This window comes from Alphaproteobacteria bacterium LSUCC0684 (assembly GCA_041228335.1).
Taxonomy (GTDB): Bacteria; Pseudomonadota; Alphaproteobacteria; order Puniceispirillales; family UBA1172.
In genome coordinates this window covers 441,678-456,409 of sequence record CP166130.1, presented here as the reverse complement: position 1 = coordinate 456,409, position 14,732 = coordinate 441,678, and the positions used below count along the sequence as shown (strand labels likewise).

The 14,732-nt window shown below is 52.0% G+C and carries 12 protein-coding genes; 6 read left to right on the top strand and 6 right to left on the bottom strand.

The features are described 5' to 3' along the window. Window positions 1–27: 27 nt before the first annotated feature. From efp to AB8880_02185, 4 genes are all read left to right on the top strand, one after another. The gene (gene efp, locus AB8880_02200; GenBank protein XDZ66227.1) at window positions 28–594 is read left to right on the top strand and encodes an elongation factor P; all 567 of its coding nucleotides are present in this window, start codon (window positions 28–30) and stop codon (window positions 592–594) included. 5 nt (window positions 595–599) lie between these two features. Continuing rightward, window positions 600–1,427, top strand: coding sequence for an inositol monophosphatase (locus AB8880_02195; protein ID XDZ66226.1), 828 nt, complete (start codon window positions 600–602; stop codon window positions 1,425–1,427). Between the two features lie 77 nt (window positions 1,428–1,504). Next, window positions 1,505–2,536: a biopolymer transporter ExbB gene (locus AB8880_02190; protein XDZ66225.1), complete on the top strand. Its 1,032-nt coding sequence runs from the start codon at window positions 1,505–1,507 to the stop codon at window positions 2,534–2,536. Between the two features lie 3 nt (window positions 2,537–2,539). Beyond that, on the top strand, window positions 2,540–3,844 hold the full coding sequence (locus tag AB8880_02185; protein XDZ66224.1) for a peptidoglycan-binding protein: 1,305 nt from the start codon (window positions 2,540–2,542) through the stop codon (window positions 3,842–3,844). 38 nt (window positions 3,845–3,882) lie between these two features. Here AB8880_02185 and AB8880_02180 read toward each other — a convergent pair whose 3' ends face one another. Beyond that, window positions 3,883–5,580 (bottom strand): ABC transporter transmembrane domain-containing protein, encoded by a 1,698-nt coding sequence (locus AB8880_02180; protein ID XDZ66223.1) that lies wholly within the window; start codon window positions 5,578–5,580, stop codon window positions 3,883–3,885. A 261-nt stretch (window positions 5,581–5,841) separates the two neighbouring features. Here AB8880_02180 and rpmE point away from each other — a divergent pair, with 261 nt between their 5' ends. Beyond that, complete coding sequence (rpmE, locus tag AB8880_02175; GenBank protein ID XDZ66222.1) at window positions 5,842–6,066, top strand: 50S ribosomal protein L31; 225 nt, start codon at window positions 5,842–5,844, stop codon at window positions 6,064–6,066. 181 nt (window positions 6,067–6,247) lie between these two features. Next, entirely contained in the window at window positions 6,248–6,718 is a 471-nt protein-coding gene (locus AB8880_02170; protein ID XDZ66221.1) for an Hsp20 family protein, read from the top strand. A gap of 96 nt (window positions 6,719–6,814) precedes the next feature. Here AB8880_02170 and AB8880_02165 read toward each other — a convergent pair whose 3' ends face one another. The 5 genes from AB8880_02165 to AB8880_02145 all read right to left on the bottom strand — a co-directional run bounded on the left by AB8880_02165 (window position 6,815) and on the right by AB8880_02145 (window position 14,730). Beyond that, complete coding sequence (locus AB8880_02165) at window positions 6,815–7,579, bottom strand: alpha/beta hydrolase family protein (protein XDZ66220.1); 765 nt, start codon at window positions 7,577–7,579, stop codon at window positions 6,815–6,817. Window positions 7,580–7,899: 320 nt separating this feature from the next. Next, entirely contained in the window at window positions 7,900–10,572 is a 2,673-nt protein-coding gene (gene ppdK / locus AB8880_02160; GenBank protein ID XDZ66219.1) for a pyruvate, phosphate dikinase, read from the bottom strand. A gap of 57 nt (window positions 10,573–10,629) precedes the next feature. After that, a complete protein-coding gene (gene glyS / locus AB8880_02155) occupies window positions 10,630–12,708 on the bottom strand; it encodes a glycine--tRNA ligase subunit beta (protein XDZ66218.1) in 2,079 nt (692 codons plus the stop codon). A 2-nt stretch (window positions 12,709–12,710) separates the two neighbouring features. Next, on the bottom strand, window positions 12,711–13,610 hold the full coding sequence (locus tag AB8880_02150) for a glycine--tRNA ligase subunit alpha (protein ID XDZ66217.1): 900 nt from the start codon (window positions 13,608–13,610) through the stop codon (window positions 12,711–12,713). A gap of 271 nt (window positions 13,611–13,881) precedes the next feature. After that, window positions 13,882–14,730, bottom strand: coding sequence for a S49 family peptidase (locus AB8880_02145; protein ID XDZ66216.1), 849 nt, complete (start codon window positions 14,728–14,730; stop codon window positions 13,882–13,884). Window positions 14,731–14,732: the final 2 nt, after the last annotated feature.

The following is a 14,732-nucleotide window of genomic DNA, read 5'->3' as shown; positions in this document are numbered from 1 at the left end:
ATCGGCTCACCGAAAGCAGGTTTCGAGATGAAGATCAACGGCAACGCCATTCGTCCAGGCAATGTTATAGAACACAACAACAGGCTTTGGGCAGCGGTAAAGATTCAACATGTGAAACCTGGCAAGGGCGGTGCATTTGCCCAGGTTGAACTAAGAGATATCCGAGATGGAACCAAGCTCAACGAACGCTTCCGTTCCTCTGAAACCGTAGAGCGCGTAATTCTGCAGGAAGGCACCTCAACCTATCTCTATGCCGATGGTGATAACCTGATTTTCATGGATAGCGAAACATTTGAGCAGATTGCCGTGCCCTCCTCGCTAGTTGGTGACCAGGCGATTTTCCTTCAGGATGGCATGACCGTTACCGTCAACAGCCATGAAGGAGAGCCGATTTCAATTCAGCTTCCCGATACTGTGGTGGTCGAGGTTCTTGAGGCCGATGCCGTGGTCAAGGGACAAACTGCTTCCTCCAGCTATAAGCCTGCGGTTGTTGAAGGAGGGATCAAGGTCATGGTTCCCCCGCATATCGAAACCGGCACCCGCATCGTTGTCAAACCAGAAGACTGCAGCTACGTCGAACGCGCCAAGGATTAGTTGAAATGAACCAGTCCGCGCTGATCAATGTCATTTTTCGAGCATCGGAAAAGGCAGCCCGAGGACTTGTCCGGGACTTCGGTGAAGTCGAAAACCTCCAGATTTCCCGAAAAGGTGTTGGTGATTTTGTCTCCAATGCCGACACCGATGCCGAAAAAACACTGATGCGCGAACTCAGGCACGCACGGCCAGACTGGGGGTTCATCATGGAAGAAGGTGGCGTGATTCCACCTGCGGAAACCGATGGACCAAGCTGGATTATCGACCCCCTTGACGGCACAACTAACTATATCCACGGCATTCCACATTTCAGCATCTCCATTGCCGCCATCGATAAACCGCTGAACGCTGGAGGCAAAGTCATTGCTGGCGGCATTTTTGATCCGATCCGGAATGAATTTTTCTTCGCTGAGCAGGGAAAGGGTGCGTTTCTTAACGATCGCCGCATGCGTGTTTCAGGCCGCCGCAGCATGCAGGACTGTCTTTTCGCGACAGGCATCCCCTTCATGGGACGTGGAGATGTCAAGGATCACGAAACCTTCCAGCGTGAGCTTGGGGCAGTAATGGGAGAAACTTCCGGAGTTCGCCGCCTTGGTTCGGCAGCGCTGGATCTTGCCTGGGTGGCAGCTGGACGTTACGACGGGTTCTGGGAGCATCAACTCAGCCTCTGGGACATTGCTGCTGGTGTGTTGATCGTTCGGGAAGCGGGGGGATTTGTTTCTGACTTCGCCTCACGCGACCGGGCGCTGACCTCAGGTGATGTCGTGGCTGCAAATGGCATAGTTCATGGCGATTTCCTTAAACTGCTCCGCAAAGGTCGCCTGAACAACTGATACCTGCTTTAATCTCTTTTACATAATTCTGCCAAATTGCCCAGATAGTGATACACTCATTATCGGAGGTTCTGGCCATGACGAATCCACGCCGTTATCTGATCCGCATGATCATTTTCCTGTTGGCAGTCATTGCTGTCTGCACAGGGCTTTTTCAGCCACTTCAATCTGCCTTCATGGGAAATATGGTGATAAACAGCATCATCCTTTTTGCCCTTCTGATTGGCATAGCCTTCATCATCCGCCAGATCCTGCGCCTGATACCGGAACATTACTGGATGCTGGACTTCTCACGAAACACCCCTCGATCAGGTGTTTCGATGCGTCCATCCCTTCTTGCGCCGGTGGCCGTCATCATGGCCGAACAGGATGGCCGGAAAAGCACCTTGTCCGCGCAGAACATGCGCTCGGTATTGGATGGCGTGGCTGTTCGTCTCGATGAAAGCCGTGAGATTTCAAGATATATGATCGGGTTGCTTGTTTTTCTCGGCCTACTCGGAACATTCTGGGGCTTGCTAAGCACGGTTCAGGCTGTAGGTAGTGTGGTGGGCGGCATAGATACTAGTCTTGGTGACATGACTGCCATGATGGCGCAACTGAAAACCGGTCTTGATGCACCCCTTTTGGGAATGGCAACGGCGTTTTCTTCATCCTTGTTCGGGCTGGCCGGCTCGCTCGTGCTCGGTTTCCTTGATCTTCAGCTTGGCCAGGCTTCGGGCCGTTTTTACACCGATGTTGAAGACTGGCTTTCCAAATCGGTTCGCCTAGACAAGGTTACCGACATGCCCTCCATGGGGCCTGAAATGGTTCAGGGGATCTCCGAGGCAGCGGCGGAAAGCATGCTTCATCTTGCCCGGGTGATTGAGACTGGAGAAGCTGAACGCAGCCAGGTTACCGAAAGCTTGCGTGATCTCACCGCCAAACTTGCCCAATATAATGCCCAGGTGAAGAACGATACGCTTCTTTCAGAAAATATATCCAATCTCGAAGCCGCTCTTATCATGCTGGCACGTGAAATGAAGGCAGACCGCAACGAAATGACTTCAACACTGACAACTGAAATCAGGGCGCTGTCCAAAACCATTTCCCTGATGATGAAGAAACCCTGACCCATGGCACTGGCGCGTCATCGTTCAACCCGCGGCGTTGAGGCCTTTATTTGGCCTGGATTTGTTGATGGCCTCGCCACCTTGCTGATGGTCATCATCTTTGTCCTGATGGTGTTTTTTCTCATTCAGATCAATCTTGCCCAGCGGGTATCGGGCCAGGATGCCACCCTGCAACAGCTCCGTGGAGAGATTGCCTCACTTGCGGAATTGCTGAATATGGAAAAAGCTGAAACCAGCCGACTTACATCAACAATCGCACAACTGCAGATTCAGCTGGATGAATCCATCAAAGAAAAGGATGCGTTATCGAGCCGTATCGCCGAACTTGACGCCTCCCTTAATACATCACGGCAGGAAAAAAACACACTTGAAGATACCTTGAGGGCATTAACCGAAAAGTCCAAGGGCATTGAGAATGAACGTGATAGACTGACCCTGGCGCTGGAAGTTCTTACCGCACGGGCAGAAGAGGCTGAAAAGACACGCGATGAGCTTTCGGTATCACTTTCGGAAACGATCAGCCGCGCTGAACTGGCCGAATCTGCCCGCGATAATGCCCTATCTCAACTCGATGAACAGGCACTTGTCATGGCCGCTATCGAGGTCAAACTTGAAGAACTTCGTCTCAAAAATGCAGAACGCGAAGCAGCTCTTGGTGAAAAGGACAAGCAGATTTCCGCAACTCGCCTGGAAATTCAGATCCTGACTCAATCGGTCAATGCCCTCAAAACCAAACTTGGTCAACTCCAGGCTCTGCTGGATGAGAAAGAAGAAGAAGCCCGCAAGGCAAAGGAAGTCAGTGTCAATCTGACCAAACAGTTGAACAACGCGCTGAGCAGCAAAGTAGCTGAACTGCAGCGCTTCCGATCAGAGTTCTTTGGCCGTCTGCGCGAAGTGCTCAAAAACAGGTCCGATATCCGTATTGTCGGCGACCGGTTTGTTTTCCAATCGGAAGTGCTGTTTGAACTCGGCTCTGCAGATATTGGCGAAGACGGCGAAAAGCAACTGATGGAACTCAGCAACGCCTTGCGTGAAATTTCCGATGCAATCCCGACAGATATTGACTGGGTTCTGCAAGTTACCGGGCACACTGATAATCTGCCTATCAGTACCACACGGTTTCGTGACAACTGGGACCTTTCAACTGAACGTGCCCTTTCAGTGGTCCGGTATCTGATTCTGGCGGGCATGGAGCCGGAACGGCTTGCCGCTTCCGGCTTTGGCGAGTTCCAGCCTATTGATAAAGCCGATACCCCCGATGCTCGCGCCAAGAACCGACGCATTGAGTTGAAACTTACCCATCGCTAAAACTCGGTTTATTTAACAGCATCCATGATCAGGACAGCTCACTGCATGTTGCCGGACGTGATGAACTGTAAGGATGCCAGTTCATGATAAAGGCCGCAGGTTGCGAGCAACTCTTCATGCGTGCCTGTTGCTATGACTTGCCCTCTGTCGAGCACGATGATGCGATCAGCGTTGAGCACGGTGGAAAGGCGATGGGCAATCACCACCGTTGTCCTGCCCTTCATGAGCTCTTCTAGCGCATCTTGCACAACCTGCTCGGACTGGGCGTCAAGTGACGAGGTTGCCTCGTCAAGAAGAAGTATGGCTGGGTTGCGCAGTATTGCCCTGGCGATAGCCAGTCGCTGGCGCTGCCCCCCGGATAGCCTTATCCCCTTTTCACCAATTGGCGTATCGTAACCTTGGGGCAGGGTGGCTACGAATTCCTCAACATGGGCGCGGCGGGACGCCTCCCGCATAGCATCAACTCCTGCATCCAAGCGGCCAAAGAGAATATTATCGGCAATTGTTCCAGAAAAAAGTGCTGTCTGCTGGGGTACAAATCCCATGACACCCCTGAGATCCTGGAGCCGTGCCTTTCGAGCGTCAACACCGCCGATCAGCACCCGCCCTTCAACCGGATCAAACAACCGCAGGATAAGACCGATCAGGGTTGACTTGCCGGCACCGCTCGGGCCAACCAGCGCAACACGTTCCGAAGGTCTTATATCAAGGTCAAGTTCAGAAAGAGCAGGCATATCCGGCCGCGTGTTGTAATGAAAAGAGACGTTTTCAAAAGTAATGCCGAGCGCCCCACCCGGTATAGCAACAGGCTCTGATGATTCCAGAAGTGAAGAGTGGTCATCAAGAAGTACAGCAATACGTTCTGATGCACCTGCCGCACGTTGAAGCTCCCCCGCCATATCGGAAAGAGCCCCAACAGAAGATGCCACCAAAGCCGAGTAAAAAACGAATGCCGATAGATCACCCGCCGACATTTTGCCAGCCAGGAGATCCTGTCCCCCAATCCAAAGAATGAACGTGATGGCAGAGAAAACAAGCAGTATAACCACACCACCCATCGCGCCACGGAGAACCAGTCGCTTGAGTGATGTCTCAAAAGTTTTTTCGGTCACGGCATTAAACCTTGCGGCCATTGAGTCTTCACGTCCGAATGCTTGTACCGTTTGAATGGCAGCAAGCGTTTCTTCCGCCTCAACCGAAACGGTGGCCAATGTGTCCTGGACAAGCCTGGACTGTGTTCTTAATCGCCGCCCCAGAACAATCACGGGCACCACCACGACGGGAATAACGGCAGCTATGATGAGCGTGAGTTTGGGTGAGGTCAGGATAATCATGACCACCCCGCCGGCAAGAACGAGCAAGTTACGCATCGCCATGGAGAGTGTTGAAGCCAGCACAGTCTGGATCAGGGTTGTATCCACTGTCAGGGTCGAGATAATGTCCCCTGTCCGGTGATTTTCAAACCAGGCTGTTGAAAGCCCAAGTGTGTGCCTGAAAACGGCTTTTCTAATATCGGCAATGATTCGCTCCGCAACCGTGTTGATCAGCACCGCCCGCAGATAACTTCCAAAGGCTAGCATCACGGTTATGCCAAGACAAATGATCACCGCCCTATCAAGCAGTGCGCTATTCCTCTCCCCAAGGCCGCTATCAACCAGAAAAGCTATTCCACGCCCCAGGGATAGCAATGCGGCAGCAACCAGAACGATAGCCCCCAGAGCCTTGATCACCTCCATTCGATGCGGTTTAATCCAGGGCCAGAGAGTTTTCAGCGGTGTCAGGTTTTTCACCCCTTTCGGAGTGGAAGCAGATAAATTCTTATGCATAGACTGACATTAGCACATCTTCTCTACAACTCCAGAGAGCGTATGACCAAAGAAGAGCCTTTATCCCCCATGACGTATTGGATTAGGGCTTGCATGGTCGACATCAATTCGCTATACCGCATCGGACAAGATTTGGTCACCGTCGGCATGGTGACTCCATGGAGCTTGAACATGAAAAAAGATCTTCACCCGGAATACCACGAAATTACCGTGGTCATGACCGATGGTACCGAATACAAGACCCGCTCCACCTGGGGCAGTGAAGGGGATGTATTGAAGCTGGATATCGACCCGAAATCCCACCCGGCATGGACTGGCCAGCATCGTATTCTTGACAGCGGCGGTCAGGTTGCCCGCTTCAACAAGCGTTTTGGAAATCTGGGAACCAAAAGCTAACCCATTTACATAGTTTTTCTTATAACAGCGCCGCCCTTATGGGCGGCCTTGTATTTTAAGCGCGCCCTTCCCATATACAATATATCAGCGACCATGATGGTGCTGATGGGCAAGTCGCTGGCCATAATGGCAGCATAAAATGCCCTTAACAGATAAATGCATTGCTTCAAAGGAGGATGCGATGAATACTCTTGATCTTACCCCTGTATTCCGGACTGCTATCGGTTTTGACCGAATGGCCAATCTTGTGGATAGCATGATGGCTGGAAATCTGGACAGCCAGTCTAACTGGCCTCCGTATAATATCGAAAAGCACGGCGAAGATACGTACCGAATTTCCATGGCCGTTGCTGGTTTCAGCGAAGACCAGCTTGACGTCACCGTTCATGATCAGATGCTGATCATCCGAGGCACGCAATCCGACAGTGAAAATGAGGGTATTCAATACCTCCATCGTGGCATCGCCGGACGTAACTTCGAACGCCGATTCCAGCTTGCAGATTTTATCGAAATCAGTACTGCCACAATGAAGGATGGATTGCTTCACATTGAACTGGAGCGCGTGATACCCGAAGCCATGAAGCCGCGCAAGATTTCCATCAACGGTAGCGGTGCAACCAAGCCGAAGGTAATCTCAAGCAAAGCAGGCTGAGCACTAGCACCACACACTTTTCAGGAAAAGGCCGGGGTAACCCGGCCTTTGATATTCGTGACGCTGGAAAAACCGGGGGAGGGGGGGGGCCAGGTCTCACGGGATGAGTGTTTCACTGAAATGCGCCACAATATCCGCATTTATACGGCGCTGAAACGCCCGCCGGTCAAAACCTGCCGGATCACGGGCAGGTGCCCCAATCTCATCGACAAGAACTGCCGGGAAAGGTGAGAGAAACGCATAATGATGTGCCTCAGGTTCAAAACTGTAGCGATAGGGCCCGGTCATCAACCCACGAATATGTTCAGCATGAAAAGGAAAACGCAACTGTTTGTCCTGTCCGGCGCGGATAACCCAGACATCAGCCGTAATGGCATCAAGTTCTGAAAACATAACTCCTATGGGAGCGGCAAGCACAACCGACTTCAACCTTGGATCCGGGACAAGTGGCACAACTCCGGGAACAGTTCCAATCCCACCTCTGTCACAAAATTCGGGATCCGCAAGGGCATTGCGGCAATGAGACCTGACAAGATCGAAATCAATCCGGCCACCTGCAGCAGCAAGAATACTTGCACCACCTAGCGAAAACCCAAAACCACCAATGCGGTAGATATCAAGGTGAGTATTGAGGAGCGGGTCCATCAGCACCCTATCAAGAGCAATAGATATCTCCCGTGTTCTTCTGGTATAGCGCTGGGCAACAGCAGGCCCATCATCATGAACAGGAGCGATAACGATAAACCCGGCTTGCGCCAGTTCTTGAGCCAGGCGATGGTGACTTACAGGCATACCGAAAAGTCCATGCGACAACACCACTGCCGGGTACTGACCGGGTGCCGGTGGCGCAGATTCTGCCACCCTCAACTCCCAGAAACCAACGCGAGCATTTTCTGCGGGAGCCATTGAAGGATAGAAAAGCCAAATCTCCGGGCTTAGAGGCGTGCGAGACAATCTTTCAAAGCCTGCGGTAAATCCTGTATCTGCATAACTATCCGTCACAACTAAAGGATTTGCTGGTGTCAGCAGCAACATTCCAGCAAAAAAGATGCACTTAAGACCTTGCGGCAGGCGCATTGTTCTCTCCCTGATGACACAGACGCCGGGCAATCTTCAACCTGCGCGGAGCGGGAAGACTCAACGTCAAAGATCAGGATAACTTAAATAAATTAAGAAAACGTTTATGCGCTGGATTTCATCCGAATGGCAGCCTGGGCCGCGGCGAGTCTTGCTACAGGTACCCGGTAGGGTGAACAGGAAACGTAATCAAGCCCGACCTCTTCGCAGAAATCAATGGAGGCAGGATCCCCACCATGTTCTCCACAAATACCAAGCTTGATATCGGGTCGAACGGATTTTCCCTTTTCCACCCCGATTCGAACCAGCGTGCCTACACCTTCCCTATCCATGGAAACGAACGGATCTATGGGATAGATGTCTGCTTCGGCATATTCCCGAAGGAATTGTCCGGCATCATCACGACTGATACCGAGGGCAGTCTGGGTCAGATCGTTGGTGCCAAAAGAAAAGAATGCAGCTTCTTTGGCAATCTCGTCTGCAACAAGGCATGAGCGCGGCAGTTCGATCATTGTGCCAACCATATATTCAACCGAGATGCCTGATTCCTTTTCAACATTACGGGCAGTACGGTCGATAATCTCCCGACATAGTTCAACCTCACGCGCGGTTGCTGCAAGCGGTACCATGATTTCAGCTGTGACCGGGGCACCGCCTTCCTTTTGCACAAGGCTTGCCGCTTCAAAAATAGCGCGCGCCTGCATGGCGCAGATTTCCGGGTAGGTGATGGCAAGTCGGCAACCCCTATGCCCGAGCATGGGGTTTGTTTCCTTCAGTTTTATGGCCCGCTCCCGTGCAACGCGTACACTGACCCCGGCAGCTTTGGCAACTTCTTCAAGCTCGTCGTTACTGTGCGGGAGAAACTCATGCAGGGGCGGATCAAGAAGACGTATTGTAACAGGTAACCCTTCCATAATCCGGAAGAGTTCAGCAAAATCACCCCGTTGCATTGGCAACAGTTTTGCCAGCGCAGCTTTACGGCCTTCGATATCGGTTGCCATGATCATCTCTCGCATGGCTACGATGCGATCGGCATCAAAGAACATATGTTCAGTTCGGGAAAGACCAATTCCCTCGGCGCCGAACTCTCTCGCGGTGCGGGCATCCAGCGGGGTTTCGGCATTGGCGCGAATCCCAAGTCGCCTAACTTCATCAGCCCAGTTGATCAGGGTGCCGAAAGCACCTGAAAGTTCGGGCATGATTGTCGGCACTTCGCCTTGGAACACTTCACCCGTTCCGCCATCAAGGGTGATCAAATCCCCTTCTTTCAACTGCGCTGAGCCTATGTAAACAGTACCTTCGTCTACATCAATCCGGACTTCGCTAGCCCCGCATACACATGACCGGCCCATCCCGCGGGCAACGACTGCCGCATGGCTGGTCATACCGCCGCGGGCAGTCAAGATACCGGTTGCCGCATGCATGCCATGGATATCCTCCGGACTGGTCTCAAGTCGCACCAGAATGACCTTGTGACCTGCGGCTGCAAGTTCTTCGGCACGATCAGCTGTCAGCACAACTTCACCCGATGATGCGCCAGGTGATGCAGGTAGCCCGCGCGTTAGCAATGTCTTTTCAGCATCCTGATCAAGGGTGGGATGAAGTAGCTGATCAAGAGAGCCTGCATCAATACGCATGATCGCCTCCTCCTGGCTGATCAATCCTTCCTCCGCCATTTCAACTGCCATTCTGAGCGCCGCCTGCGCTGTACGCTTGCCGCTCCGTGTCTGGAGCATGTAGAGTTTGCCCGTCTGGATGGTGAATTCCAGATCCTGCATATCCTTGTAATGGCTCTCAAGAAGCGTCCGGACCTCGGCAAGCTGCGCATATACCTCCGGCATTTGCTCTTCCATTGAAAGCTGTTCATTGCCGCTTTGAAGACGTTCGGCACTGGTCAGGTTACGAGGGGTGCGTATGCCTGCAACAACATCTTCTCCCTGGGCATTGACAAGGAACTCACCATAAAAAACATTTTCCCCGGTCGAGGGATTGCGCGTGAAGGCCACGCCCGTAGCGCAGTCATCGCCCATATTGCCAAACACCATGGACTGCACATTCACCGCAGTACCCCATTCCGCCGGAATGTTATTTAGGCGACGGTAGGTAATAGCACGTGAATTCATCCAGCTGCCGAATACCGCACTGATAGCCCCCCAGAGCTGATCCATAGGGTCAATTGGAAAAGAGGAACCTGTTTCTTCTTTAACGATTTCAAGATACTCTCCTACCAGCATTTCGAGGTCATCCCCGCTTAATTCAACATCATCGACAAAACCTCGGGCTTCTTTCATGTTTTCAAGGGCATCCTCGAAAAGACCATGATCGACTTCAAGCACAACATCCCCATACATCTGAATGAATCGACGGTAAGAATCCCAGGCAAAGCGCTTGTCACTGGTTTTGGCGGCAAGACCAGCAACGACGTCAGGGTTGAGTCCGAGATTAAGAACTGTATCCATCATCCCGGGCATCGAGGCACGGGCCCCCGACCGCACCGAGAGAAGTAGCGGGTTGTCAGGATCGGCAAATCTTAGGCCTGTTTCCTTCTCGATAAGGCTGATCGCCGTGCTCACCTCATCTGCAAGGCTGGAAGGATATTGCCGATCATTATCATAGTAATAGGTGCAAACTTCGGTAGAAATCGTGAATCCGGGTGGGACAGGCAGGCCAATGCTGCTCATCTCGGCAAGATTTGCCCCCTTGCCACCCAGAAGGTTGCGCATCCCTGCATTTCCTTCGGTTATTTCATCACCAAAACTATAGACCCATTTTCTCATTTTCAGGCTCCATTTCCCGGATAGTGCAAATAGGCAGGCGAGTTACGCTAAAATCCTTCAACCTTCTATCTTTGAAAAGTCGGCAATTTCTTGCATGGCCGCGCGAATGCATCCCAACAGATTGAGCCTGTTGATCCGAACAGCCTGATCATCATCATTGACGGTGACTTTCTCAAAAAACATGTCAATCGGTGCTCGTATGCCTCCCAGCGCCCGCATCCGGTCGATATTGTCATCGGTGGAGGAATTAGGCTTGCTGAGAACAGCGCGGATCGTCTGATAAAGCAATATTTCCCCCTCATCTTTCAGAAGATCTTCCTTCACTTTGCCGTCATAGGTTTGCTGATCCTTCTTTTCTTCAGCAGCAAGAATATTACTGGCACGGCGGTACCCGGCCATCAGGCCTTCCCCTTCCTCCCGGGCGATAAATTCTGCCAGCGTTTCCGCCAGCCTGAAAATATGAAGCAGATCATCATGACGAGCATCATTATCGCGGATCAATGCATTTACAACATCATGACCGATACCCCGTTCCCGCAACCAGACCCGGAACCTTTCCTGAAGAAAAGGCAGTAATGCTGCATCAGGTGACTCCTGATCATATTGTTGTGCTGCCGTGATCAGCACCCTGCCAAGGGGCAGATCCAACCTGTTTTCAACAATTATACGGATAACTCCAAGAGCCGCCCGGCGCAGGGCATAAGGATCCTTCGAACCCGTAGGCACCGCACCAACACTGAAAAATCCGACCAGCGTATCAATCTTGTCCGCCAGAGCCACGGCCATACCTTCTGGAGTTTCAGGCAGGCTGTCTTTCGGGCCTTCGGGTTTATATTGAGACCGCACCGCGCTACCAATAGTTTCTGCGATGGATTTATCGACGGAAAACTGCGCCAGATACCCGCCGATAACACCCTGGAGTTCCGGAAATTCACCAACCGTTTCAGATACAAGATCAGCCTTCGCAAGACGTGCTGCCCGGCCGGCAATCTCTTTATCTGCTCCGATTTGCAAGGCTATGCCGGAGGCAAGTTTTTCCAGTCTTTCGGCTTTCCGGCCCATGCTGCCAAGACCTTCAAAAAACGTGATCTCGTCCAGCTGGGGCAAGCGTTGATCAAGAAGGGCCTGCCTATCTTGGTTCCAGAAAAACCGGGCATCCGACAGGCGAGCCGCCAGCACCCTTTCATTCCCATTCCGGATTACCTTATCACGCACCGGATCAGGAGACATATTGGTCACGGTGGCAAAGCATGGCGCAAGCCCTGCGCCATCAAGCTGATCAAAGGCAAAATACTTCTGGTGATTTCGCATCGCGACAATGAGCACTTCAGTAGGCAGATCCATGACATCCTGACCGATCTGGCCCATAATCAGGTGCGGAAACTCCACCAGTCCTGCAACTTCGGCGAGAAGCCCTTCATCTTCACGCCATTTAAGATTCTCTTTTTCGGCTAACTTCATGATAGACTGGCGGATACGTTCTATTCGTTCCTTCCGGTCTACTATGACGAACGCCTTTTCAAGATCAGCGGCATAACTTTTACCGCTTCTGATCTTGATTTCTTCAGGCGCGAGCATCCGATGCCCTTCGGTTTTATCACCAAAGGGAATAGAAAGACCTCCACCAAGATCAAATTCACCAGCAACAGGCGCACCATCAAAAAGGACGGTGATCCGGCTTAGGGGACGCACCCAGCGGGCCCGACTTCGCCCCCATCGCATGCTTTTCGGCCAGGAAAACTCTTCCAGTACAGTGGCGACCAATTCAGGAATAATATCCAGGCTTGCGGCACCTTTTCGCTCAATTACCGCAAAAAGAAAATCTCCCTTGGGTGTTGAGCGGATTTCAGCCTCATCACGTGAAATCCCCGCTGATTTAAGGAATCCCTCAATCGCCGAATCCGGGGCATCAGTACGAGGACCACGCCGCTCTTCGCTAAGGTCGGCCTGCATCTCAGCAACATCATTAATCGCAACGGCAAGGCGACGAGGGCCAGACCATGTTATCGGTGTGCTACCGCCAAGCCCCTTATCCGCAAGAGCACCTGAAATCGCATCAGCCAGTTTGCGCTCTGCTGCTTCCTGCATTCGAGCCGGAATTTCTTCACCAAAAAGCTCCAAGAAAAGTTCTGCCATGATCAGATTTCTTTCCTTTCACCAGCTTCAACCCAGGCCTCGCAGCAAGCTTTTGCAAGTGTCCTGACACGGCCTATATAGCCTTGCCTTTCCGCAACGGAAATCACCCCGCGTGCATCCAGAAGATTAAATAAATGGCTTGCTTTCATACACTGATCATAGGCTGGAAGCGGAAGAGGATTCTCGCTGTTCAGCAGGCTCGCACATTCCGCTTCAGCATCAAGGAAGTGCTGCATCAGCATCTCGGTATCGGCACGTTCAAAATTATGATGCGAATACTGGATTTCCGCTGCGTGAAAAATATCACGGTACACCTTGCCACCCTGATCTTTTGGCACGCCATCCCAATCCAGATCATAGACATTATCCACGCCCTGAATAAACATGACCAGCCGTTCCAGCCCATAGGTCAGTTCCACCGGGACCGGGCTGCATTCGATCCCGCCCACCTGCTGAAAATAGGTAAACTGGGAAACTTCCATGCCATCGCACCAAACTTCCCAGCCAAGGCCGGCCGCCCCAAGGGTCGGGCTTTCCCAATCATCTTCAACAAAACGGATATCATGGGCCAAAGGATCAAGCCCGATGGCCTTGAGTGAGCCCAGATAAAGATCCTGGCTATTGGCCGGTGACGGTTTCATGATCACCTGAAACTGATAGTAGTGCTGAAGACGGTTCGGATTTTCCCCATATCGACCATCAGCCGGACGCCGCGACGGCTGAACATAGGCCGCCCGCCAGACATCATCAGGCCCAAGAGAGCGCAAGGTTGTTGCGGGATGAAAAGTTCCTGCACCAACTTCCATGTCATAAGGTTGCAGAATGACGCAACCCTGATCAGCCCAGTAGCGCTGGAGCGTCAGAATTATGTGCTGAAAACTGGTACTTTTATTAATCATCATGGCGCCCTCGTCCACTTGGTGGCCGCACCATACTTGATTGACGAATGAGCATCAACTGCTGATGGGGCAATCGTCCTTCTTGCAGGATGAATTTACCCAATTTCCACAAAGAGAGCACTGGATGAGGTCCATTGTTTCAGCGGTACTTTTGCCAGATTGCTTCATGACCCGGCTACGCCTCTCAATCACCCGAAACAAAAACCAGACAAATCCCAGAATAAGGAGAAGGATCAATATCTTCTGTGGTGTGAACATGGTGGCTTCAGCCTCCCTATAACCCGAACCGGCTGCGTTCCAGTTTTTCGATCAGCGCATGGTGAAGAGCTTCCACACCTGCATCAGCAAGATTGCCTGAAATCCCAACCCCGGGATTACCGGAGGACATCCCAAAAAGACCCCGCTTTGGTTGCATCAGACGGATATCTACCTGCTTGCCGAACCGTTCTTCGAGCACTTGCCTTAACTCGCCTTCCCTATCCGCGAGGCCGAGAGCAATCCCCTTGCGGCCAGTCCAGAAAGCGCCTGAGAAAAGCAATTCTTCATCTTCATTTAACCTGGAGCCGCGGCGATGCTTTACCATGGCAATGAACTGATCATGAATATCCTTCTGCAACTCACGCAGGTGGATGATATCGTCTTCCTGTTCTGGCTGAAAAGGATCAAGCATGCCCTTGCGGGTGCCAGAAGTATAGACCCGGCGGCTGATCCCGATACGCCCAATAGCTTCATCAAACCCGAAACCAGCCGAAACTACACCGATTGATCCCACAACCGAAGCTCCGTTGACATAAATCTCATCCCCGGCACATGCCAGCCAGTATCCTCCTGATGCCGCGACATCTTCAACGAAACTCAGCACCGGAACATCCTTCTTGCGAGCAAGGTGCCTTATCCGGTCATAAATAAGTGATGACTGCACCGGTGATCCGCCTGGTGAATTGATTACCAGCGCCACTGCGGCAATGCTCTTTTGATCAAAGGCCTTGTCGATAATGGGGGCAAGAGCTGCCATGCTGAGCCCGCGCCTCAACCCGGAAGATGCAGCGATCATGCCCTGCAAACGGATCACGGGAACAACGGGTCTTGATTTTCGAAAAAGTGAAAAGATACGCCTGATCATGG

What these genes read in the sequence shown, in the direction of transcription:
- AB8880_02190 (XDZ66225.1), top strand. Translation starts at nt 1,505, where the DNA reads ATGACGAATCCACGCCGTTATCTGATCCGCATGATCATTTTCCTGTTG.
- AB8880_02195 (XDZ66226.1), top strand. Translation starts at nt 600, where the DNA reads ATGAACCAGTCCGCGCTGATCAATGTCATTTTTCGAGCATCGGAAAAG.
- AB8880_02145 (XDZ66216.1), bottom strand. Translation starts at nt 14,730, where the DNA reads ATGATCAGGCGTATCTTTTCACTTTTTCGAAAATCAAGACCCGTTGTT.
- AB8880_02185 (XDZ66224.1), top strand. Translation starts at nt 2,540, where the DNA reads ATGGCACTGGCGCGTCATCGTTCAACCCGCGGCGTTGAGGCCTTTATT.
- AB8880_02180 (XDZ66223.1), bottom strand. Translation starts at nt 5,580, where the DNA reads ATGGAGGTGATCAAGGCTCTGGGGGCTATCGTTCTGGTTGCTGCCGCA.
- rpmE (XDZ66222.1), top strand. Translation starts at nt 5,842, where the DNA reads ATGAAAAAAGATCTTCACCCGGAATACCACGAAATTACCGTGGTCATG.
- glyS (XDZ66218.1), bottom strand. Translation starts at nt 12,708, where the DNA reads ATGGCAGAACTTTTCTTGGAGCTTTTTGGTGAAGAAATTCCGGCTCGA.
- efp (XDZ66227.1), top strand. Translation starts at nt 28, where the DNA reads ATGAAGATCAACGGCAACGCCATTCGTCCAGGCAATGTTATAGAACAC.
- AB8880_02170 (XDZ66221.1), top strand. Translation starts at nt 6,248, where the DNA reads ATGAATACTCTTGATCTTACCCCTGTATTCCGGACTGCTATCGGTTTT.
- ppdK (XDZ66219.1), bottom strand. Translation starts at nt 10,572, where the DNA reads ATGAGAAAATGGGTCTATAGTTTTGGTGATGAAATAACCGAAGGAAAT.
- AB8880_02150 (XDZ66217.1), bottom strand. Translation starts at nt 13,610, where the DNA reads ATGATGATTAATAAAAGTACCAGTTTTCAGCACATAATTCTGACGCTC.